Origin of the sequence: Streptomyces sp. NPDC001890 (assembly GCF_042891445.1) — a bacterium.
GTDB lineage: Bacteria > Actinomycetota > Actinomycetes > Streptomycetales > Streptomycetaceae > Streptomyces.
The window spans coordinates 33352-55359 of record NZ_JBIATE010000006.1; the positions used below are offsets into that span (position 1 = coordinate 33352).

Here is a 22008-nt window from a genome sequence, read left to right on the forward strand (position 1 = left end):
TCGGGATGTCGGGGTGTTGCGGTGTCGGGATGACGTGGTCACATGGCCAGGCGGTACAGCGAGGTGCGCCGCCTGCCGGTGATGACGCGAAGGTGGCCGGACAGCTCCGCGTCGAGCGCCTCGTCGCCGGTGTCCAGGAGCAGCGGGCGGCCGCCGAGCGCGGCCAGTTTGGCTTCCGTGCACAGCACGAGCAGGCGCTCGCGGCCGCCCGCCGAGCGCAGCACGCGCGGCGAGATCTGCTGGTTGCCGCGGCCGAGGAGGAACCCCTGGCCGCCGATGGGGGAGAGGGCGATCCAGGCGGGGCCGAGGGCCAGGAGGGTGTCCTCCCCGGCATCACGGGCCACGACGCGGGGCGGGTGGCCCGGCCGCAGGGCCAGCGCGTCGACCCCGGTGAGCGAGACGTCCGCGCCGAGCGCCGCCGCCACCGCCCGGGTGGTGCTGCCGGGGCCGAGCACGAGCAGTCCTTCCCCGATCCGCTCGGCGACCTCGGCCGCGATCCCGCCGACCGCCTCGGGCGAGGCGGCGGTGCTGCCGGTCTTGCGCTGCTGGACGCGGACCGGGACGTCGGGGACGGGCAGCCACCCGAACAGCCGGGAGGTCACGCGCCCTTCGCCCAGGGCGTCCTCGTCGCGGTCCATCACCTCGGCGTCCCGTAGCCGGACGCCGCCCGCGCGGGCCAGCCACGCCGCCGCGACCTCGCCCGCGGCACGCGGGCCGACGGCGAAGACGGCCGAGTGCATCTTGACGCCGGTCGGCACGCCGAGGACCGGGCAGGGCACGTGGCCGGGGGAGCCGAGGACACCGCGGGAGCCGGGGGCGCCGACCACGCCGGAAGGGCCGAGGGCGCCGAGCACGTCCCGCGCGGTGCCGTCTCCACCGGCGAAGAGCAGCAGGTCGACGCCCTCGGCGACGACCGCCCGCACCGCGGCGGCCGTGTCCGTGGCCGACGTCTCGCGGCCGGCCCCGGCGGCGTACACGATCCGTTCCGCGAGCCCCGCGGCGGCGACGGAGTCGGCGCCCAGGCGCCCCGCGGCGGTGACGACGAGGAGCCCGTCCCGGGCCGGCCCGCCCGCACGCGCCGCCAGTTCGCCCAGGGCCGCGGCCGCCCGCGCCCCCGCCAGCGGGCGTGCGCCCAGCGACAGGGCCGTGCGGACCCGGTCCGGGCCGTCGGTGCCGCCCAGGCCCACCCGGCCGCCGAGCCCGGCGACCGGGTTGACCACCAGGCCGAGCCTCGTCACCGGCCGGCCTCACCGAGCACCTTGCGGCGGTACGCGCGCCACGAGACCGCCCAGACCGCGGGGTCGTCCAGGGCCTCGGGGCGCACCCTGTGGATGGTCGAACGGTGCGGCGCGGTGCGTACGGTCTCCGGGTCCTCGTACGCCTCGCGGGCGATCTCCGCGAGGATCGCCGCGTACTCGTCGAGGTCGGCGCGCGTGTACGACTCGGTCGGCTCCAGGGTCATGGGCTCCGGCACCACGTACGGGTGGTGGCTGGTCCAGTAGTGCGTGCCGAAGTCCGCGGCGCGCAGGCCGATGTCCTCGGAGTGCAGCCCGGTGTCCTGGTGGAGCTTCTCCCAGCTGTAGCGGACCTGTTCGACGCGCGGGCGCCCGGCCGCGTACGGCACGCAGACGCCCGGGATCTGCCGGACCTTGTGGAGCAGGTAGTTGTTGTTGAGGACGGCCGTCTCGGCGGCGGCCCGCAATCCGTCCGCCCCGAGCGTCATGATCCAGGCGTACGCGCGGACCAGGTTCGGCACGACGCCGTAGAACGGCCGCATCTTGCCGACCGAATCGGGCCGGTCGTCGTCCAGCCGGTACGTGCCCGTCCCCGGGTCGAACTCGACGGTCGGGCGCGGGAGATACGGGGCGAGCTCCTCGGTGACCGCACAGGCGCCCGCCGCCGGGCCGCCGCAGGCGTGCGGGGTCGAGAACGTCTTGTGCAGGTTGAAGTGGCACAGGTCGAAGCCCGCGTCCCGGGCGCGGGTGATGCCGAGGATGCCGTTGGCGTTGGCCTGGTCGTACGAGCACAGGCCGCCCGCCTCGTGCACGATGCGCACGAACTCCTCGATGCGCGGGTTGTAGATCCCGGTGTCCTCGGGGTTGGTGATCAGGAGCGCCGCCGTGCGCGGGCCGACCGCCGCCCGGAGCGCCTCGATGTCGGGGTAGCCGTCGGCGTCCGGATGGAGGGTGATGACCTTGAAGCCGGCGGTCTTCGCGCAGGCAGCGTTGGACGGGTGGGAGAAGATCGTCGTGATGACCTCGTCGCGCCGGTCCAGCTCGCCGCGCGCGGCGAAGTACGCGCGGATCATGGCGACGTTGGTGTAGATCGCGGCGGAGCCCGCGCCCGGCTGGAGCGAGACCCGGTCCATGCCGGAGATCTCCTTCAGCAGCTGCTCCAGGCCGTGGATGATCCCGAGGACGCCCTGGACCGTGTCCTCGTCCTGGAGCGGGTGCAGCGCCGCGATCCGGGGGTCGCGCACGAACTGGTCGTTGACCTTGGGGCTGTACTTCATGGTGCAGGTGCCCTGGCCGACGTCGATGTTGAGATCGGCGCCGAGGTTCTCCTGCGAAAGGCGCAAGTAGTGGCGCAGGACCTGCTGTTGGGACATCTCCGGCAGGGCGGGCGGCTCGGCGCGGCGCAGCGCGGCGGGAATCGCGGGCATGCCGAGGGACGGGCCGGCGGCCGGGACGAGGACGCCCCGCTCGCCCGGCGACCCCAGCTCGAAGATCAGCCTCTCGTCCCAGGACGCCTGCTGGAACCGGCGAAGCCGGGGCTTGTGGGCGATGCGCGCCTCCTCGGGGGAGACGGACACGGGCGCGTGCGGGGCGGTCACTTGACGATCTCCTTCAGGGTCGCGGCGAGCCGGTCGATGTCGGACCTGGTGTGGACCTCGGTGACGCAGAACGCGGCCTCGTACGTGCCGGTCGGGGTGGAGCCGAAGATGCCCCGCTCCTTGAGTTCGGCGCGGATCTCGGCGGCGGTCCGGCCGCCCGTGTAGCGGACGGTGAAGTCGGCGAAGTGCAGGGCGCCGCCGTACGGGACCTCGATGCCGGGCACCTCGGCCAGGCACCGCCGGGCGTACGCGGTGAGCGCGAGGACCGTCTCGCCGATCTCCCGCATGCCCTGCGGGCCCATCAGCGCGAGATAGACCCCGGCACCGATGCCGTGCAGCGCGGCGGCCGTGCCGACCCACTCCTTGCCCTCCTCGCGCAGCGCGAACGAGGTCCGCTCGTAGGCGACGTCACCGAAGCCGTACTCGCCCTCGACGCTCGTCGGCACCAGGCCGAACAGCCGGGACGGATACTCGGCGACCAGCCGCTCCTCGTCGCGGGTGGCGATGAAACCGGCGTTCGCGCCGCCGAAGCTCTGGTGCAGGCCCAGCGGCTGGATGTCGCCGCACGCGATGTCGGCGCCGTACGCGGAGGGCGGCGCGAGCACGCCGAGCGTGAGCGGATTGCAGCCGACCACGTACAACGCTCCTGTCTCGTGGGCGAGTTCGGCGAGGCGGGGGAGCGCCTCGTCGACGATGCCGAGCGCGGAGGGCGTGTCCGCGTACACCGCCGCGGTGTCGCCCGCGGCGAGCGCCTCGCGCACCGCTTCGAGGTCGGCGCCGCCGGTGGCCGGGTCGACCGGGACCACCGTGACGTCGTGGTCGGGGCGTACGTAGTCACGGATGCGGGAGAGCTTGTCGGCGTCGATCGCGGTGGCGACGAGCAGCCGTCGGCGGCCGGTGATCCGTCCGGCCATGCGCAGGGCCGTTCCCGAGGCCTGGAAGCCGTCGTACACCGGGACGTTGACGATCTCGACGTCGAGCAGCTCGGCCATCATCGACTGGTACTCCCACAGCGCCTGGAAGCGGCCGTGGTCCTCGTAGGGCTCGCCCGCGTACGCCGTGAGGAACTCGCTGCGGTTGACCACCTCGTCCACGACCGCCGGTACGTGGTGCTGGTAGCAGCCGGAGCCGAGGAAGCTGAGCGCCTGCCGCGTGGAGGTGTTGCGGCCGAGCAACTCCTCCATGTGGCGGGTGAGTTCGGCCTCCGAACGCAGCGGCGCCGGCAGGTCGAGGGGGCGGTGCAGCCGGATGCCGTCCGGGATGTCGGCGTAGAAGTCCTCGACGCCCGCGGCGCCGATCTCCGCCAGCATCGCCTGCCGCACGGCCGGCACCGCGTTCGGGATGTAGGGATGGGTGTAGGTGGGGGCGGGGTCCTGGGGTGACGTCATGCCGCGCCTTTCGCGTGAGCCGACTCGGGGTCGGTCGGTCATGGACCACAGCAGCAAAAGTCTTTGGGTGTACACCTCTTGACGGCGAGCTCCGTCATTCAGTGTTCTGAATACAGCATTAGGCATTCAGGCTCTGGGAGGCAAGAGTGTCAACGAGACCCACCCGACGGGTTGTTCTGGCCACAGGTTTCGCGACCGCGGCAACGTCCCTGGTCAGTGGCTGTGCCATGGGAGGCGCGGGCAGCGGAGAGGCCCGGGACATCGACGGCAGGAAGGACGACGAAGGGGGCGAGGTCAGCGGCAGGATCAGCGTCTGGTCGTGGGACGTGGCGGCCGGGGCCATGAAGCGCCTCGCCCGCACCTTCGAGAAGCGCCACCCCGGCACCACCGTCGACATCGTCGACATCGGCTACGACAACGCCTACGACAAGATCACCGTGGGCCTGCGCGGCGGCTCGGGTCTCGCCGACGTCCTCACGGTCGAGGGCAGCCACATGCCCCGCTTCACCGGCAACTTCCCCAGTGGCTTCTACGACCTGACCAGCCTCGGCGGCCGCTACGGAGGCGACTTCGACCGCGCCGCCTGGCGCACCGTCACCGGCAAGGACAAGGCGGTCTTCGCCCTGCCCTGGGACATCGGCCCCTGCGCGCTCTACTACCGCAGGGACCACTTCCGTGCCGCGGGAGTGGACCCCGCGTCGCTGGTGACATGGGACGACTACGTGGCGGCGGGCGTCCGCATCAAGAAGGCCACCGGCCGCAAGCTGCTCATCATGGACTCCACGGACGCCGGGATCCTGCCGATGCTGCTCCAGCAGCAGGGCCAGTACTACTTCAAGGGCGGCCGGGTCGCGCTCGGCACCCCGGAGGCCGTGCGGGCCCTCACCCTGATGAAGACCCTGCAGGACGAGGGGCTCGTCGACTACGAGAAGGGCTGGGACGGACTCGTCACCGCCACCAAGGAGGGCAAGGTCACCACCACACCCACCGCCGCCTGGTGGACGGGCACGCTCACCGACGAGATGCCGGAGCTGAAGGGCAGGTTCGGGGTGGTGCCGCTGCCCGGCTTCACCATCGACGGCATCCGCACCTCCAACGTCGGCGGCTCCACGCTCTGCGTCCCCGCGCAGAGCAAGAACCCCCGCCTGGCCTGGGCGTTCATCGAGTTCCTGCTCACCGACAAGGCCAACCAGGTCTCCATGCTCAAGGGCGAAGGGCTCTTTCCCGCCTATCTGCCCGCGCTCGACGACCCGTACCTGAGCGAGAAGCAGGAGTACTTCGGCGGGCAGGCCGCCCTCGACGTGTTCGCCCGGCTCGCCCGCAACATCCCTCCGGTCGAGAACAACAAGGACGACGCGAAGGCCACCGACATCGTGGTCTCCGCCGTCAACGGTGTGATGCTGCGCGGCAAGGACCCGCGCACCGCCCTCGAATCGGCCGCGCGGCAGCTCGCCACGGCCACCGGCCGCGAAAGGGTGAAGTAGCCCGATGGCCGTCCCCACCACCTACGAGCGGCCGGTCGCCCCCGCCCGTGCCCCGGCCACGCCGGCACGCCGCAAACGCCGGCGGCCCACCGCCTGGATCTTCGCCGGACCGGCGGCCGTCCTCTTCGCGCTCTTCTTCGCCTACCCGCTGGGCGCGAGCTTCCTGCAGAGCTTCACCACCGAGGACGCCGGCGCCACCCACTGGGCCGGACTCGCCCAGTACCGGCGGATGATCGAGGACCCCGCCTTCCTGGAGTCCCTGTTCAACACCGGGGTCATCCTCGTCGTCCAGGTCCCCGTCATGATCGGCCTGGCCCTCGTCCTCGCCGTCCTGCTCAACCAGTCCTGGCTGCGCTTCCGCGGCACCTGGCGGGCCGTCTACTTCCTGCCCGCCGTCACCACACTCGTCGCGTACGCCGTCGTCTTCCAGGTGCTCCTCAAGACCGACGGCGGCCTCGTCAACCAGATCCTCGGCACCGTCGGCATCGGCCAGGTCGACTGGCTCAACAGCCCCACCTGGGCCCGCGTCTCCCTGATCGCGTCCCTGACCTGGCGCTGGACCGGCTACAACGCCGTCATCCTGCTCGCCGGACTCCAGTCCATCGGCAAGGAACAGTACGAGGCCGCCGCCATCGACGGCGCCACCACCTTCTCCACGTACACCAGGGTGATCCTGCCGCAGCTGCGCCCCGTCGTCCTGTTCTGCGTGATCACCTCCACCATCGGAACACTCCAGCTCTTCGACGAGAACTACGTCCTCACCCGCGGCGGCCCCGACGACGCGACCCTCACCCCCGTCGTCTACCTCTACAAGGTCGGCTTCCAGCAGCTCGACTTCGGCTACGCCGCCGCCATCGCCTGGGTGGTCGTGGCCCTCATCGCCGCGATCTCCGCCCTCCAGTACATCGCCTTCGGAAGGGAGCGCCGCCGGTGACCGCCCTCCAGCAGGCCCCCGTACGCGTCCACCCGGTCCGACGCCTGGGCCGCTACGCCGTGCGGCTGCTGCTCGCGGCCGGTGCCGTCGTCAGCCTGGTGCCGTTCCTCTGGATGGCGATCGCCTCGACGCACTCCACGTCCGAGCTGTTCCACTCGCCGCCCCCGTTCCTGCCCGGCGGACGGCTGCTCGACAACCTCGTGCGGCTCCAGGACACCATCGGCTTCGGCCGGGTCCTGCTCAACAGCGTCGGCATCGCCGTCGTCCACACCGCGCTCAGCTCGCTGATCTCCGCCATGTGCGGCTACGGACTGGCCAAGTACCGCTTCCGCGGCCGCGGTCTGCTGCTCGGCGCCGTGCTCGCCACGATGATGATCCCGTTCCAGGTCCTGCTCGTGCCGCTGTTCCAGATGATGGCGAGCGTCGGCTGGATCGACTCGTACCAGGCGGTGATCCTGCCGTTCCTGGCGAACTCCTTCGGCATCCTCCTGATGCGGCAGAGCTTCGTCGACTTCCCCGACGAGCTCCTCGAATCCGCCCGCATCGACGGCTCCGGCGAACTGCGCACCTTCTACCAGGTCGTGCTGCCGTGCGTGCGCCCGCAACTCGGCGCCCTGGTCATCTTCACGTTCATGGCGCAGTGGAACAGCTTCATCTGGCCCCTGCTCATGCTGAACTCGGAGGACAAGTACACCGTGCCCGTCGCGCTCAACACCCTCACCGGTCTCTCGCATGTCGACTACTCCGGCCTGATGCTCGGCTCGCTCCTCGCCACGCTCCCGCTGATGCTCCTCTTCCTGCTGTTCCAGCGGCAGTTCGTGGCCGGGCTGCTCGGCGGGGCGGTGAAGGGATGAGCCGCCCGACCCGAGTCCAGGGCATCCTCTACGGCGGTGACTACAACCCCGAGCAGTGGCCCGAGGAGGTGTGGGCCGAGGACGCCGCGCTGATGCGCGAGGCGGGTGTCACCATGGTGACCGTCGGCGTCTTCTCCTGGGCCAGGCTCCAACCCGGCCCGGACACCTGGGACTTCGAATGGTTCGACCGGCTGCTGGACCTGCTGCACGCCCACGGCGTCGCCGTCGACCTGGCCACCGCGACCGCGTCACCGCCGGCCTGGCTGGTCCGCGCCCACCCGGAGATCCTGCCGGTCACCGCCGACGGCGTACGCTTCGAATTCGGCTCCCGCCAGCACTACTGTCCCTCCTCGCCCGACTACCGCGCCGCCGCGCTCCGCCTCACCCGCACCCTCGCCGAACGCTACGCGCACCACCCGGCGCTCGCCCTGTGGCACATCCACAACGAGTACGGCGACCACGTCACCGAGTGCTTCTGCGCCCGCTCCGCCGACCACTTCCGCACCTGGCTCACCGACCGCTACGGCACCGTCGACGCCCTCAACCACGCCTGGGGCACCGCGTTCTGGTCGCAGCGTTACGGCGGCTACGACGAGATCGAACCGCCGCGCACCGCACCCGGACCTGTCAACCCGACACAACTCCTGGACTGGCGCCGATTCTGCTCCGACGCCCTCCTCGCCTGCCACCGCGCCGAACGCGAGGCGCTGCGGGAGATCAGCCCGGACATCCCGGCCACCACCAACTTCATGTCGATGTTCAAGGCACTCGACTACTGGAAGTGGGCCGAGCACGAGGACCTCGTCTCCGACGACGCCTATCCGGACCCCGCCGACCCGCACGCCCACGTCAACGCCTCGCTCAACTACGACCTGATGCGCTCCCTCAAGGGCGGCCGGCCCTGGCTGCTCCTGGAACAGGCACCGTCCGCCGTCAGCTGGCGGCCGGTCAACGTTCCCAAGAAGCCCGGACTGCAACGCCTCTGGTCGCTCCAGGCACTGGCCCGCGGCGCCGACGGCATCATGTACTTCCAGTGGCGCGCCTCCCGCGCCGGCGCGGAGAAGTACCACAGCGCACTGCTCCCGCACCGCGGCACCGCCTCCCGGGGGTGGCGCGAGACCGTCCGCTTCGGCGCCGAACTCGCCCGGCTCGGCGAGCTCACCGGCACCACCACCCCGGCGGAGGTGGCGATCGTCCTGGACTGGGACTCCTGGTGGGCCCTGGAGGCCGAGGACCACCCCTCCGCCCGGATGCGCTGGCGCGAGCTGCTGCGCCCCTGGTACGCGGCGCTCCACGCCCGCGCAGTCTCCGTCGACTTCGTGCCCCCGCACGCCGGCCTGGACGGCTACCGGGCCGTCCTCGCCCCCAACCTCCATCTGCTGCGGCCCGAGAACGCCGCCCGCATCACCGCCTACGTGCACGGCGGCGGCCACTTCGTCTGCGGGCCCTTCAGCGGCGTCGTCGACGGCCACGACCACATCCACGACGGCGGCGCACCGGGACCGCTGCGGGACGTGCTCGGCGTGTCCGTCGACGAGTTCTGGCCGATCCCCGACGGCTCGGAGCTGCCGCTCGCCTCCGGCGCACGGGCCACCCTGTGGAGCGAGTGGATCGAGCCCGTGGGACCGGACACCGAGACCGTCGACTCGTACGCGGCCGGCGAACTGGCGGGCCGCCCCGCGGTCACCCGCCACCGCCACGGCACCGGCACCGCCTGGTACGTCAGCGCCCACCTCGGCGACGGCATCGCGGCCGTGCTCGACGAGGCGCTGCGGGCGGCGGGCGTACGCCCCGTGCTCGACGTCCCCGAGGGCGTCGAGGCGACCGTGCGCTCCGGCGCGCAGGGCACGTACCTCTTCGTCCTCAACCACGCCGACCACGACACCCGGACGCCACTGACCGGCCGCTACGGGGCCGGCGGCACCGATCTGCTCACCGGCACCGCCGTCCGCGACCACATCGACCTCGGCCCGCTCGGCGCCGCCGTCCTGCGCATCGCCACCGACCCCCTCGAAGGGACCGCGAAATGACCCGCCGCAGAGTCCGGAACCTGACCGCGCACCGTACCGTCGGCGCCCTGACCGCGCTCCTGCTCGCCGCCGGCGCCCTCGCCGTACCGCAGACGGCCGCCGCCCACGGGCACCCCGAACCCCCGCCCGCCTACGCCGACGTCCTCGATCTGCACGGCACCCCCACCGCCGCCGAGCCCGGCGACGACGAGGACAACAACCCCGTCACCGTCTTCGCCGACCGGGGCTCCTGGCACGCCTACGCCCTGCCGGAGGCCGGGGACGAGGACGCCTACGGCGGCTTCTCCGGACCCCTCTACATCGCCCAGGAATACCCCTGGTGGCTCAGCAAGTCCTTCAGCCGCATCCGCCTCACCGAGAACGGCCGCCCCCTGGACCTGGCCGGCGGCGGCGCACCCCGCTCCACCTCGCTCCCGGGCCGCCTCCTCCAGTCCTACGACCTCGGCCGCGGCCTGCACCTCACCCTCGAACTCCGCTTCGCCACCGGCCGCACCGCCCTGATCAGGGCCGAGGTCCGCAACACCGGCCCCGCCCCCCGCACCCTGGGCGCCGACTGGACCGGCAGCCTGCTGCGCCCCGCCGACAAGCCGATGCGCGACGCACCCTCGCTGACCGCCACCGGATCCGGCGTCGGGGTCGACTTCGCGAGGGTCCGCGAGATGTGGGACTACCTCACCGACGGCACGGAACGCTTCGAGGTCACCCACAAGGACCGCGTCCGTACGACCGTGGACGGCGACTCGTACCGCACCGAGGCCGCGAAGCCGGTGACCCTCGCGCCCGGCCGCTCGCACAGCTTCGACTGGACCGAGTCCTACACCTTCACCGCCGCCGAGCGCACGAAGGAACAGGCGAGGGTCCGCGGCGTACTGGCCCGCCCCGCCGCCGTCGTGTCCGCGTCGGACGCGCGCTGGCGCGGCTATGTCGCCGGGGTGACCCGGGGCGTCCCGGCCGACCGGCGGCGCACGGCCGTGAAGTCCCTCCAGACCCTCGTCACCAACTGGCGGGGCGCGGCGGGACGGATCAAGCACGACGGGATCACCCCGTCGATCTCCTACAAGTGGTTCACCGGCGGCATCTGGGCCTGGGACACCTGGAAGCAGGCGGTGGGCACGGCGCGCTTCGCACCCGATCTGGCCCAGTCGCAGATCCGCTCCATGTTCGACTGGCAGATCCGCCCCGACTCCGCGACCCGGCCCCAGGACGCCGGGATGATCCCCGACGTCATCTTCTACAACGACCCCGAACGCGGCGGCGGCAACTGGAACGAGCGCAACTCCAAGCCCCCGCTGGCCGCCTGGGCCGTGTGGGAGGTGTACGCGAAGTCCGGGGACAGGGCGTTCCTGCGCGAGATGTACCCGAAGCTCGTCGCGTACCAGGACTGGTGGTACCGCAACCGGGACCACGACCGGGACGGGCTCGCCGAGTACGGCGCCACCGTCGACCCGGCCAACGACTCGCCCGAGCAACGACGGCTCGCCGCGGCCTGGGAGAGCGGCATGGACAACGCGCCCCGCTTCGACGCCGGACTCGGCACCGGCACCGTCGCCAACCGGGCCGCCGGCGGAACGCTCCTCGGCTACTCCATCGACCAGGAATCCGTCGACCTGAACTCCTACCTGGCCGCCGACCAGGGCTACTTGGCCCGCATCGCGGGAGCGATCGGCAGGGGCGCCGACGCCAGGCACTGGAAGCAGCGCTCCACCGCCACCTCGGCCGCCGTCCGCACGACGATGTACGACCCCGCGGACGGCTGGTTCCACGACATCGCGCTCGGCACCGGCGCACCGCTCACGGCACGCGGCCGCGGCATCGAGGGCGCTGTCCCGCTGTGGACCGGAACGGCGTCGGCCGCCCAGGCCCGCGCCGTGCGGGACAAGCTGACGGACCCCGCGGAGTTCGCCACCACCGTGCCCTTCCCGACCGTGGCGAAGAGCTCGCCCTACTTCTCGCCGACCGCGTACTGGCGCGGCCCCGTCTGGTTCGACCAGGCCTACTTCGCCCTCGGCGGCCTGCGCCGCTACGGCTACGGCAAGGACGCGGACGCTCTGACGGACCGGCTCCTCACCCATGCCTCGGGCCTCACGGGCAACGGACCCATCATGGAGAACTACGACCCCACCACCGGGGCGCCGCTCAACTCGCCCGACTTCAGCTGGTCGGCGGCGCTGCTGCTGCCGATGCTGACGGGAGAGAAGTAGGGCCCGGTCCGTCACCCCCGCTCGGTGCGCAGCCGTACCGGCCCCAGCAGGCCGCTGACGCGCTGCCCGGGAAAGACGAAGTGGGTCGGGCTCGTCGAGTCCAGGTGGGGTGCCAACGTCCCGAACACGGTGATCTCCACGGCGTTGGCCCCCGGCACGACCAGACCCGTCAGGTCGAACACGTACGGGGAACACACCCGCACCCCCGCCACGACGCCACCGACCCGCACCTCCGCCGTTCCCCTGACCCGCCCGAGGTCGAGCGACACCCGTCCCGCGACGGCCTCGGCCGGCACGGTCACCTCGCGGCCGTACCGCACCCCGCCGCTGTACTCGGCCAGCCCCTGGCCCTCCCAGTCGCCGAGCCGGATCCGCCCGGGGCCCACCACGCAGCGCACCGGACCGGCCAGCGCGGCGCCACCCTCGTACCCCGGGCGGGTCCGGACCCGCAGCGCCGCTGTCCGCGGCCCGCCACGGTCACCGGGCGGCAGATCGGCCGTCACGGTGCGCACTCCCCGGGCGTCGGCGGCGCTCACAACGGCGGGGCACTCGGCGCCGTCCACGTGGAGGGCGACCTCACCGTGCACCTGCGCCGTCAACCGGGTCGTTCCGGGCGGGAGTTCGTACCACAGCCACTCCACGCCGCCCCGGCGCCCCGGAACCGCGAACCGGACCGGAACCACCGTCCCGTCGTCGGCCTCCGGGTCCAGCCAGGCGGTACCCGGCAGCGGATGCGGGCGGCGGCGCAGACACAGCGCGGCGGGGTCGCCCACCGGCTCGCGCCGCACCCCTACCGGCCCGCGACCCTGTGGCCCCTGGGCCCACCAGCGGGCGTCGCTGTGCAGCGTCGCGACGGGTTCGCCGTGCTCGTCGTCGAGGACCGCGTCCACCAGGACCGCGCGCTCGCCGCTCCCGGACGTCTCGACCGTGATGTCGTTGTCACCGATGCGCAGGGCGGCCGTCACATCGTGCCGTCGTACGCGTGGCACCGCATGCTCGGCGTACGGGTCGAACCCGCCCTGTCCGCCGATGAGCCGGCCATTGATGCGCAGCGCGCAGGGCACCTGGGCGGCCACCTGCACGACGGCGTGGACGGGGAGCGCGGTCAGCTTCAGCGTGGTGCCCATCGTCCCGGCCGCGCGGATCCACTCCGGACGCCGGTAGCGCCCGGGATCGCGCACGAGCGCCAGATGTGCCCGCAGGTCACCGTCCTGCTCAGGCGCCAGATCCAGTTCGAGCAGATGGAACCCGGCAGTCATCCGCACCGGGCCCGTCGCGAGATGGCCCCCGTCGCCGAGCGCCACGGGCACGCCGTCCAGCCGGACCCGCTTCGCCGCCCCGGCCCCGATCGCGAGGTGCCCGTCGAAGTCCTCGTCCAGGCAGACCCCCGTACGCAGCCGCACCACCTCTCCGGCGACCGCCCGGCCGATGTGCACGAACTCCTCCGGCACATGCCCCTTCGGTCCCAGAACGGCGCGATGCACCGGGTCCTTGTGCACGCCCAGGGTCTCGGACCATTCGAGCACCGACGGGCCGTCCCGGCCGGGCCCCTCACGGAGCACCAGCGCGCGCGGCCCGAACGTCGCGCGGACCGTGGCCGGTGGCGGACCGGAGCCGGGAGGCGCCGATGCCCAGCCGTCCCGTACGCCGTCCTCACCGGCAGCCTCCACCCGGTGCCGGAAGGTCCGGCACTCGGTGACGGCCGGGCCGGCGGGCGGACCGGTCGCCGGGCGGGCGAAGTCGCCCCAGGTGTTGTCGAGCGTGGGCACGAGCACCATGTCCCACTCCGCGTCCGGGGGGATCTCGACGGTGGTGGTGGATGGCCGGGCGCCGGAATCCACGGGTTCGTCCGGCTCCCGGCCCTGTGCGGCCGGGAGGACCAGCACGGCCGCGGGGCCCGTGTCGAACGGGACGTCGACCTCGACGGTACGGGGCTCGTCGGCGACGGGCCGCACCGGCAGCCTGCGGGGAGCGCCGCCGAACGGGTCCACCAGGACGGCCGGACCCGCGACGTCCCGCACCCGGACCCGGGCCCGCCGCGCGTAGCGGCCGGGGTCGAAGTCGTAACGGACGTCCAGCCAGCCCAGGGCGGCGCCCCGCTCGTCGGGGGCGGCGACCTCCGCACGGGTCGCCCGTGGGGCGGCCGCGGTCAGGAACACCACCGTGGCCCCGTCCACCCGCCGCGCGAGTGCGGGAACCGGCGCGCGGACGACGGGCCGCACCGCGCCGAGAGCGGCGCCCAGCGCACCGGCCGGGTCGTCCGTCCGGGGGACGTGCACGGCCCGGCCGTCCGCGAAGCACGCCCGCAGCGCGACCGCCGCCGAGGCCGCCCCGGAGCCCACGAGCTGCTCGGGGAGCTCGCCCCAGGCGATCAACAGCCCACCGGCGGAGGCGAATTCGACGAGCCGCTCGGCCGTCTCCCGTTCGAGGACGGTGCATGAGGGAAGCACGATCGTCGAGTACGCCTCGTCCGCGACCCGCAGCCGTACGCCGTCGTCGAGCCGCGATACGCGGGCCCGGGCCACCGAGGCGTCGTCGATGACGTCGGCGTCGAGACCGAGCCGGTCCAGGACGCCGGGCCGGGTGCGGAACCAGGCCATGTCCCCGACGAGTTCGAGATACGCGGACTGGGCACGGGACGCCGCTTCACCGACACCGTCCAGGGCGGTGCCCGCCTGGGCGGTGGTGGTGGGCAGCAGGACCGCGACGTCGCACAGATGGTGACCGAGGCTCAGGACCGCGCACAGCCGGGTCACGGCGTCGGCGAACACGCGGTGGTGGCGCCAGTACGGCTGACGCCAGTCGGTCCCGGGCGGCGCCCACTCCCACCAGCCGCCCTTGGTCGTGTAGTAGACGGCATGCGGGTTGTACAGCGTGGCACCGGCCTTGAGCCAGGGGAGCAGCCAGTCGAAGGTCTCCTCCAGCGTGCTGCCCCAGCCGGTCGAGTGGAAGGCCTCGATCCAGGTGCGGGGACGGCCGTAGAGGTGGGCGAGCGAGGAGTGGATACGGGCGTCCCCGTGGTGGTCGGAGCCGGGCGCCGAGAACCAGCGATGGGTCCGCGCGTAGTCGGCGTACAGCTCCACGCCCGCGACCGGGTGTCCGGCGCGGGCCGGGTCCTGCTGGTCGCAGCCGATGAGCAGCCCGTGCCGCTCGTGCCAGGCGGCCAGCGGCCGGAAGAACGCCTCCTCGGCCAGTTCGGCACGGGTCAGGTGGTAGTCGCGGCGGATCCGGTGGACGTCCGGGGCGGTGCTGTCGTCGTACAGGGTGTCCAGCCGCTCGGTGATGTCGTACCCGCGAAGCCGCAGAAAGGCGTCGGTGAAACCGGTGGACCAGGTGGGCAGGGACGGCAGTTCGTCCTGGAACGAGCCGACGACGACGGTCCCGAGCCGGTCACCGAGCCGCCGCTCGAACTCTCCGTGAACCCGGGCCAGCAGTGCCTTGCATGCCTCGGCCCCGAGATAGTCGAAGCCGAGAGCCTCATGATGATGGAGCGTCAGCCGCCAGCGGCCGGCTCCGGGCGCCTGTACGACCCCGTCGGCCACCGGCACCACGACCGCCGGGCCGAGGGTGCGGCCCTCGTCGTCGAGCGGTTCGGCACGGCCCGCGAGCGGCCTGCCGCCCGCCGGGCACCGCAACTCGCCGGTGCGCTCCGCCGAGGACTCGACCACGGCCCGCACCCGGCCGAGCCGACGGCCGGCGTACGCGGGCCGCTCGTCGACGAGGCGGGCCTGCAGATCCGCGCCGGAGAAGCCGAGCTGGTCGTAGAACCAGAGCCCGACCCCCAGCTCCCGGGCGTCCTCGCACACCCCGTCGAGCAGCGCCCACCACGCGTCGGACAGGAACGGCGGGTCGTCGGCGTCGGAGCCGAACAACGGGCCGGACGGCGCCAGGTTGAGGAGCACCAGATTGTGCACGCCGCCCTCGGCGAAGCGCTCCAGCTGCGCCCGCAGCCGCGCCCGGTCGAGCCGCTCCCCGCTCCACCACCAGATCGCGACGGGCGAGAAGGCGCGCGGGGGCGCCGTGAGTACCGCCGCGACGCTCGGTGGGAGGAGCGGATCACCCGGGTGTGTCATGCGAGGTCCTCAGCCCTTGAGGCCGCCCGCGAAGCCCTTGATCACATAGCGCTGGAGGACCACGAAGACGATCAGGATCGGCAGTGCGGCGAGCACCAGTCCGGCGAAGACGAGCCCGTAGTCCGAAACGTACTGGCCGACGAACGCGAAGATGCCCACCGGCACGGTCTCCTTCTCGGAACCGCCCAGATACAGCAGCGGAGTGAAGAAGTCGTTCCAGATGAACACCGCGTTCAGGATGATCACGGTGCCGGTGATGGGGCGCAGCAGCGGGAAGACGATCCGGGTGAACGCCTGCCGGTGGTTGCAGCCGTCGATCAGCGCCGCCTGGGCGTAGTCCTGCGGCAGGGCACGGACGAACCCGGTGTACAGGAAGACGGTGAACGGCAGTTGGATGCCGGTGTAGAAGAGCACCATGCCCTGGTACGTGCCGAGCCAGCCGAGGTCGTCGACGAGCTTGTAGAGCGGGATCATGCCGAGCTGGAACGGCAGCACGATGCCCAGCAGGAACAGGATGTACAGCCCGTAGCCGAGGCCGCGGGCGCACCGTGCGAGGTAGTAGGCCCCGGTGGAACCGAGGACGATCAGGAGCAGCAGGCTGACGACGGTGATGACCGTGCTGTTGAGCAGCGCGGGCCCCAGGGACGCGGCGGACCAGGCGTCGCCGAAGTTGCCGAAGGTGGGCGGCGAGGGCAGCGAGAGCGGCGACTCGGAGATCTGCCGGGGGTCCTTCATCGCCAGGGTGATCAGGGCGTACACCGGGAACAGGAAGGCGGCGGCGACGGCGATCATGACCAGTTCGAGGGCGTACTGCCCGTACCGCGGTCCGCGGCCCCCGCGGCCGGCCTTCCGGTTCGCCGGCCCGCGGGCCGTTTCGACGCTCATGCGGTGACCTCCCTCGCACGCAGATAACGGAGCTGCACCAGGGAGACCGCGGCGACGAACAGCGCGAGGACCAGGGCCACGGCGGTGCTGTAGCCGAACTTCCCGTAGACGAAGGCCTCCTTGTACAGGACGGTCGACAGGGTCTCGCTGGAGGTACCGGGACCGCCGTTCGTGGCGGCGTAGACCTGGTCGAAGAGCTTGAGACCGCCGATGGTGGAGAGCATCAGGTTGATCGTCAGCGCCGGGGCCAGCAGCGGCCAGGTGACATAGCGGAAGCGCTGCCAGGTCCCCGCCCCGTCGATCCTCGCGGCCTCGTGGAGTTCGGCGGGCACGCCCTGGAGCCCGGCCAGGAAGATGACCATCGAGTAGCCCGCGTACTGCCACACGACCATCGCCGCGACGGACCACAGGGCGAGCGAGGGATTGCCGAGCCAGTCCTGACGGAGCCCGCCGAGTCCGACGGCGCCGAGCAGTCCGTTGAGACCCGCGCCGTTCTCCGGGTTGTAGACGTACTTCCACAGGATCGCGACCATGACGGGGCTGACCACGGCCGGGGCGAAGAAGATCAGCCGCAGTACCGCACGGGACTTGATGTTGGCGTGGACACCGAGCGCGAGCAGCAGACCGATGCCGTTCTGGACGACGACCACGGCGACGGTCAGGAGCAGCGTGTTGGTGACGGACTCCAGGGCCCGGCCGTCGTCGAGCAGGGCGCGGAAGTTGTCCACCCCGGTGAAGGAGAAGCCGCCGATGCCGGACCAGTCGGTGAAGGCGTACATCACCCCGGCGAGGCTCGGGTAGAGCACGACGACGGCGTAGACGACGAGAGCCGGGGCGACGAAGAGCCAGGGCGGGACGGTGTGGTCGCGGCGCCGGGCCGGGCGGCCGCGACCCGTTCGTGGAACGTCCCCGGCCTCTGTGACAACGCCGGGGACGGTCTTCTGGGGGGTGCTCGTCACGATTTCTTCCCGTAGGCCTCGTCCATCTGTCCCAGCGCGCCGTCGACATCCGTCTTGCCGGCGAGCAGGTTCTGCACGGCGGCGAAGTGAGCGGGCTGCACCTCGGCGTTGGGCCAGCTCTGGTCCATGAAGGGCACGGCCCGGTTGTCGTCGATGATGGGCAGGAAGTCGTCGAGGACCGGGTCGATCTTCGTCGAGGCGTTGCGCTTGAACGGGATCGCGGCCACGGACTGTGCCCAGCGGTCGACGTTCTCCTGCTTCCCGAGGAACTCGATGAAGGCCCTCGCCCCGGCCGACTGCTTGGATCGCGCCGAGACTCCGAGCCCGACGACGATGCCCGCCGGGATCCACAGCTCCGAGGCGTCCTCACCACCAGGGAAGGGGAACATGCCGAGATCCTCCGGACTCCGGGCGGCCTGGCGGAAGTTGGCGAGCACGGCGGAGACCTGGACGGCCATCGCCGCCCGGCCGCCGGCGACCATCGACGTCTGCTGCTCGTACGTCGTTCCGTTGGGGTTCTCGTTGAAGAAGCCCCGGCGCTGGAGCTCCTGGTACTTGCCCATCGCGTCGGCCCACCCGGAGCCGCGGAAGTGCGCCTTGCCGGAGGCCATCTCGGCGTCGAACCCCGGGTTCTTCGCATAGACCGCGTTGGGCACCAGCGCGTACGTGATCAGCTGGGTGACCCAGGGGGTCTGCGTGCCGAGCGCGATCGGAATGATCCCCTTGGCCTTCAACTTCGTACAGACGTCCAGGAGTTCGCTCCATGTCCGGGGCGGCTCCACCCCGGCCTTGGCGAAGGCCTTCTTGTTGTAGATGGCGCCGATGGCACTGCTGCCCGCCGAGTACAGATACGTTTTTCCTTCGCGCTGGTAAGCGGGGTGGAAGTTCGCCGGGACCTCTTTGGTCCATGCCTGGTCGCTGAGGTCGGCGAGCAGCCCGGCCTTGGCCAGCTCGACCATGGACATGGCACTGCCGCTGCCCGGATAGAGCACGTGCACATCCGGGGCGTTGCCCCCGGCGAGCTGGGTGCGCAGCACCGTCTGCACCTGGTCGGTGGGTGCGAAGGAGGTGGCGAACGTGTCGTCGGGGTGGGACTTGCGGTAGAGGGCGACGAGTTCCTCTATCGGCTTCTGCTGGTCGGCGACGCCGACCACCCGTAGCTTGCCGGAAGCGCCGTCGGAGCCGGAGCAGGCGGTGAGAGCGGGCGGCAGCGCGGCGAGCGCCGCGACCCCGCCGCCGATCCGGAGGAATCCCCGGCGGCCGACCGTGCTTCGGCCCGGCCGGAAGTGAGAACCCGTCGTCATGGTGTGTCCTCCTCGTACGAGCGGGCGAACGAAGGTTTCGTCGCCGGTCCTGATGCGCGTCGGCTCGGGGTGAGCGACAGCTGCGGTTCCGTCCCGGGCGGCCCCGCGTGGCGGTCCACCGGGGGATGGACCGCGGTGAAGCGGTAGGCGCCCGAGGACACGCGGTGGACCACGTGGTCGGAGGCGGTCGCGATCAGTGTGATGTGGCGGTCGTCGGCGCTCGGCACCAGACCTGATTCGCGGACCGAGCCGGGGTCCGTGGTGGGCACGTACACATCGGCGGTGGCGCCGGGCGGCACCAGGACACGCAGGGCGATCCGGTCGCCCTGCCGCTCCCAGGTCACCTTCACCGCGCCGCGCACGGACTCGTGGTGGGCGCTCGCGTGGCGCAGGCCGCCGGGGCGCGGCCGGATCCGCAGGCGCCGGTATCCCGTGGAGTCCGGTGCCTGGTCCAGGCCGGCGACACCGCGGTAGAGCCACTCGCCGATCGAGCCGAGCGCGTAGTGGTTGAAGGAGTTCATCGACGGTGCCCGGAATCCCGTGCCCGGGGTCCAGCCGTCCCAGCGTTCCCAGATCGTGGTGGCGCCGTGCCGCAGCGGGAACCGCCACGACGGCACCTCGTCGCGGAGCAGGAGCGCATGGGCGAGGTCGGCCCGCCCGTGGTCGTCGAGGACGGGCGCGGCGAGAGCCACCCCGAGAAAACCCGTCAGCAGGGCGGGCCCGGCCGACTCGATGAGTTCGGCGAGCCGGCGGGCGGCCGCGCCGGCCAGAGCGGCGGGCAGCAGGTCGAAGGCGAGCGCGAGGAGGTACCCGGTCTGGGTGTCACCGGCGACGCGCACGGACAGGCCGCCCGCGGCGGCCCCGGTGGTGACGAACCGTTCGGTGAACGCACGGCGGATCTCGTCCGCCAGCCGGTGGTAGCGCTCGCCGACGTCCTTCCGCCCCAGCACGTCGGCGGCCTTCGCGGTGAGCCGGGCACTCAGCGCGAAGTACGCGGTCGCGACGACGTCCCGCGGGGTGGGAGTGCCCGGGGCGAGCCAGTCGGAGAAGTGCGGCCCCACCCGGTCGCGCCAGATCAGACCGGTGTTGTGGCGGTGGATCAGATCGACCCAGGCACACATGCCCTCCAGGGCCCGGGAGAGGAACCGCGGGTCGTCGTAGACGCGGTACAGGTGCCATGGGACGATCACCCCCGCGTCGGCCCAGCCGGGCGCGCCCTCGTCGGCGACCCCCACCAGGCGCGGGGCGACATTGGTGAACCCCCCGTCGGGGGTGCGGGCGTCGTCGACATCGCGCAGCCACTTGGTGAAGAACGCGGCGACATCCGCGTTGAGCGCGGCCGTGGGCAGGAAGACCTGCGCGTCGGCCAGCCAGCCGAGCCGCTCGTCACGCTGCGGACAGTCCGTGGGCACGCTCACGAAGTTCGAGCGCTGCCCCCACGCCACACAGTCGTGCAGCCGCCTCAGCTCGGCGTCCGAGCAGTCGAACTCCCCGGCCCACGGGGTGTCGCTGTGCAGCGCCACGGCGACGACATCGGCCTCGGTCAGCTCGGGAAGGCCGCTGATCTCCGCGTACCGGAACCCGTGATACGTGAAGCGCGGCTCGAACACGATGTGCTCGCGCCCGTCCCCGACGAGCACATCGGTCGCCGCGGCCGTGCGCAGATTGGCGGTGTAGAGCCGCCCCGCCCCGTCCAGCACCTCGGCGTGCCGGATCACCACCCGTGCCCCGGCCGCGAGCCGGCGCACCCTCAGCCGTACGCGCCCGGCGAGGTTCTGGCCGAAGTCGACGACGTGGGTGCCGGGGGAGACACGTGCGACCGAGCACGGGCGCAGTTCGGCCATCGCCCGCACGGGTTCGTCGGCGGCGGCCACCAGCAGGCGGTGATCGGCGTCGGTGACCCGGGCGGGGGACCAGCCGGAGTCGTCGAAACCGGGCAGCTCCCAGCCCTCGGCGGAGCGCCGCAGGTCATGGCACTCACCCATCAGCAGATCCGCGTGCCGGATCACCCCGGTGGCGGTGCGCCAGGTGTCGTCGGTGGCCAGCACGGAGCCCCGGCCGTCCGCCCCGGTCAGGTGGAGTTCGGCCAGGAACTGGGGGTACGAGCCGTAGTGGGCCCCGGCCCGGCGCGGTTCGAAGCCGACGAATCCGCTCCACCACCCGTCGGCGACGGTGGCCGCGAGGACGTTCTCGCCGTCCCGCAGCGACGCGGTGACGTCGTACGTCTGGTACTGCACACGGTGGTGGTAGTCGGTCCAGCCGGGCGCGAGTTCGGCGTCACCGACCCGTTCGCCGTTGAGCCGGACCTCGTACAGGCCGCGCGCGCTGACGTACAGCCTGGCCCGGGTGCCGGCCGCCGCGGTGAAGGTCCGGCGCAGCACCGGGCACGGGGCGAGCCCGTGGTCGTCGAGAGCGAACTCGCCCTCGGTGGGCGCGTCCATGACATCGACCGGGCGCGGGTCGTGGGTGATCCACGAAGCCCGCCACTGGTCGGTCCGGGTGAAGCCGGTCTCGAACCATGAGCTGTCCTCGGCGGGCGTGTCCGACCCGGCCGGCCACACCGAGACCCGCCAGTGGAAGCGCGTGCGGCCCGGCAGAGCGGGACCGGCGTAGTCGACGGCGATGGCGCCGGGGTCGGCCACCCGGCCGGTGTCCCACAGGAGCCGGCCGTCCCCGTCCAGATCCTCGGCGTGCTCGGCGACGCGGACCCGGTAGGCCACCGGGTCGTCGCCACGGACGTCGGAGGCCAGCCGCCAGGAGAACCGGGGCGCCGGTTCGTCGATCCCCAGCGGGGTGGTGCGGTGCTCGCACCGCAGGGCGTACGGACGCAGCCTCCGGGCCTTCGGGCGGCCGGTCACCGGCCCTTCGGCGCGGCGGCGGGCGGGTGCACCCGCTTCCGGGGAACCGGACACGAACACGTCCTTCCGTCGCACCGAATTTCCCGATGTGAAATCTAACGTTAATTCTGTGGCGTGGAGACTATGAGCCGCCCTCAGGGGTGTCAAGGGTGTTGCCGACCTGGGATCGGTCGCGTCGGGGAAGGGCTGATGTCTCCTCAACTAA

The 22008-nt window shown here is 72.2% G+C and carries 13 protein-coding genes; 5 read left to right on the forward strand and 8 right to left on the reverse strand.

Features of this window, described 5'->3' with window-relative positions; translation table 11 throughout:
- Positions 1-38 precede the first annotated feature (38 nt).
- From ACFYY1_RS18395 to gcvPA, 3 genes are read right to left on the reverse strand one after another with little or no spacing between them, the layout of a single operon-like run.
- Positions 39-1238: an ATP-NAD kinase family protein gene (locus ACFYY1_RS18395; RefSeq protein WP_388586364.1), complete on the reverse strand. Its 1200-nt coding sequence runs from the start codon at positions 1236-1238 to the stop codon at positions 39-41.
- On the reverse strand, positions 1235-2833 hold the full coding sequence (gene gcvPB, locus ACFYY1_RS18400) for an aminomethyl-transferring glycine dehydrogenase subunit GcvPB (RefSeq protein WP_388586367.1): 1599 nt from the start codon (positions 2831-2833) through the stop codon (positions 1235-1237). Before gcvPB ends, ACFYY1_RS18395 begins: the two co-directional genes overlap by 4 nt.
- On the reverse strand, positions 2830-4221 hold the full coding sequence (gcvPA, locus tag ACFYY1_RS18405) for an aminomethyl-transferring glycine dehydrogenase subunit GcvPA (RefSeq protein WP_388586369.1): 1392 nt from the start codon (positions 4219-4221) through the stop codon (positions 2830-2832). The genes gcvPB and gcvPA overlap by 4 nt, the downstream gene beginning before the upstream one ends.
- Positions 4222-4448: 227 nt before the next feature.
- Between gcvPA and ACFYY1_RS18410 the strand changes: the two genes are divergently transcribed.
- From ACFYY1_RS18410 to ACFYY1_RS18430, 5 genes are read left to right on the forward strand one after another with little or no spacing between them, the layout of a single operon-like run.
- Entirely contained in the window at positions 4449-5705 is a 1257-nt protein-coding gene (locus ACFYY1_RS18410) for an ABC transporter substrate-binding protein (protein ID WP_388586371.1), read from the forward strand.
- Positions 5706-5709: 4 nt separating this feature from the next.
- Complete coding sequence (locus ACFYY1_RS18415; RefSeq protein ID WP_388586374.1) at positions 5710-6639, forward strand: carbohydrate ABC transporter permease; 930 nt, start codon at positions 5710-5712, stop codon at positions 6637-6639.
- Positions 6636-7493 (forward strand): carbohydrate ABC transporter permease, encoded by an 858-nt coding sequence (locus ACFYY1_RS18420; RefSeq protein ID WP_388586376.1) that lies wholly within the window; start codon positions 6636-6638, stop codon positions 7491-7493. Before ACFYY1_RS18415 ends, ACFYY1_RS18420 begins: the two co-directional genes overlap by 4 nt.
- Complete coding sequence (locus tag ACFYY1_RS18425; protein ID WP_388586379.1) at positions 7490-9523, forward strand: beta-galactosidase; 2034 nt, start codon at positions 7490-7492, stop codon at positions 9521-9523. Before ACFYY1_RS18420 ends, ACFYY1_RS18425 begins: the two co-directional genes overlap by 4 nt.
- Complete coding sequence (locus ACFYY1_RS18430; RefSeq protein ID WP_388586382.1) at positions 9520-11724, forward strand: trehalase family glycosidase; 2205 nt, start codon at positions 9520-9522, stop codon at positions 11722-11724. Before ACFYY1_RS18425 ends, ACFYY1_RS18430 begins: the two co-directional genes overlap by 4 nt.
- 11 nt (positions 11725-11735) lie before the next feature.
- Here ACFYY1_RS18430 and ACFYY1_RS18435 read toward each other — a convergent pair whose 3' ends face one another.
- Genes ACFYY1_RS18435 through ACFYY1_RS18455 form a run of 5 tightly spaced genes read right to left on the reverse strand, consistent with a single transcriptional unit; the run spans position 11736 to position 21857 of the window.
- Positions 11736-15797 carry a hypothetical protein gene (locus ACFYY1_RS18435; RefSeq protein WP_388586384.1) on the reverse strand — a complete coding sequence of 1354 codons (4062 nt, stop codon included), beginning with the start codon at positions 15795-15797 and terminating at the stop codon, positions 11736-11738.
- Positions 15798-15806: 9 nt separating this feature from the next.
- Positions 15807-16682: a carbohydrate ABC transporter permease gene (locus ACFYY1_RS18440; RefSeq protein ID WP_388586386.1), complete on the reverse strand. Its 876-nt coding sequence runs from the start codon at positions 16680-16682 to the stop codon at positions 15807-15809.
- The gene (locus tag ACFYY1_RS18445; protein ID WP_388586389.1) at positions 16679-17641 is read right to left on the reverse strand and encodes a carbohydrate ABC transporter permease; all 963 of its coding nucleotides are present in this window, start codon (positions 17639-17641) and stop codon (positions 16679-16681) included. Before ACFYY1_RS18445 ends, ACFYY1_RS18440 begins: the two co-directional genes overlap by 4 nt.
- On the reverse strand, positions 17638-18945 hold the full coding sequence (locus ACFYY1_RS18450; protein ID WP_388586392.1) for an extracellular solute-binding protein: 1308 nt from the start codon (positions 18943-18945) through the stop codon (positions 17638-17640). The genes ACFYY1_RS18445 and ACFYY1_RS18450 overlap by 4 nt, the downstream gene beginning before the upstream one ends.
- On the reverse strand, positions 18942-21857 hold the full coding sequence (locus ACFYY1_RS18455; RefSeq protein WP_388586393.1) for a family 78 glycoside hydrolase catalytic domain: 2916 nt from the start codon (positions 21855-21857) through the stop codon (positions 18942-18944). The genes ACFYY1_RS18450 and ACFYY1_RS18455 overlap by 4 nt, the downstream gene beginning before the upstream one ends.
- Between the last annotated feature and the right edge of the window lie 151 nt (positions 21858-22008).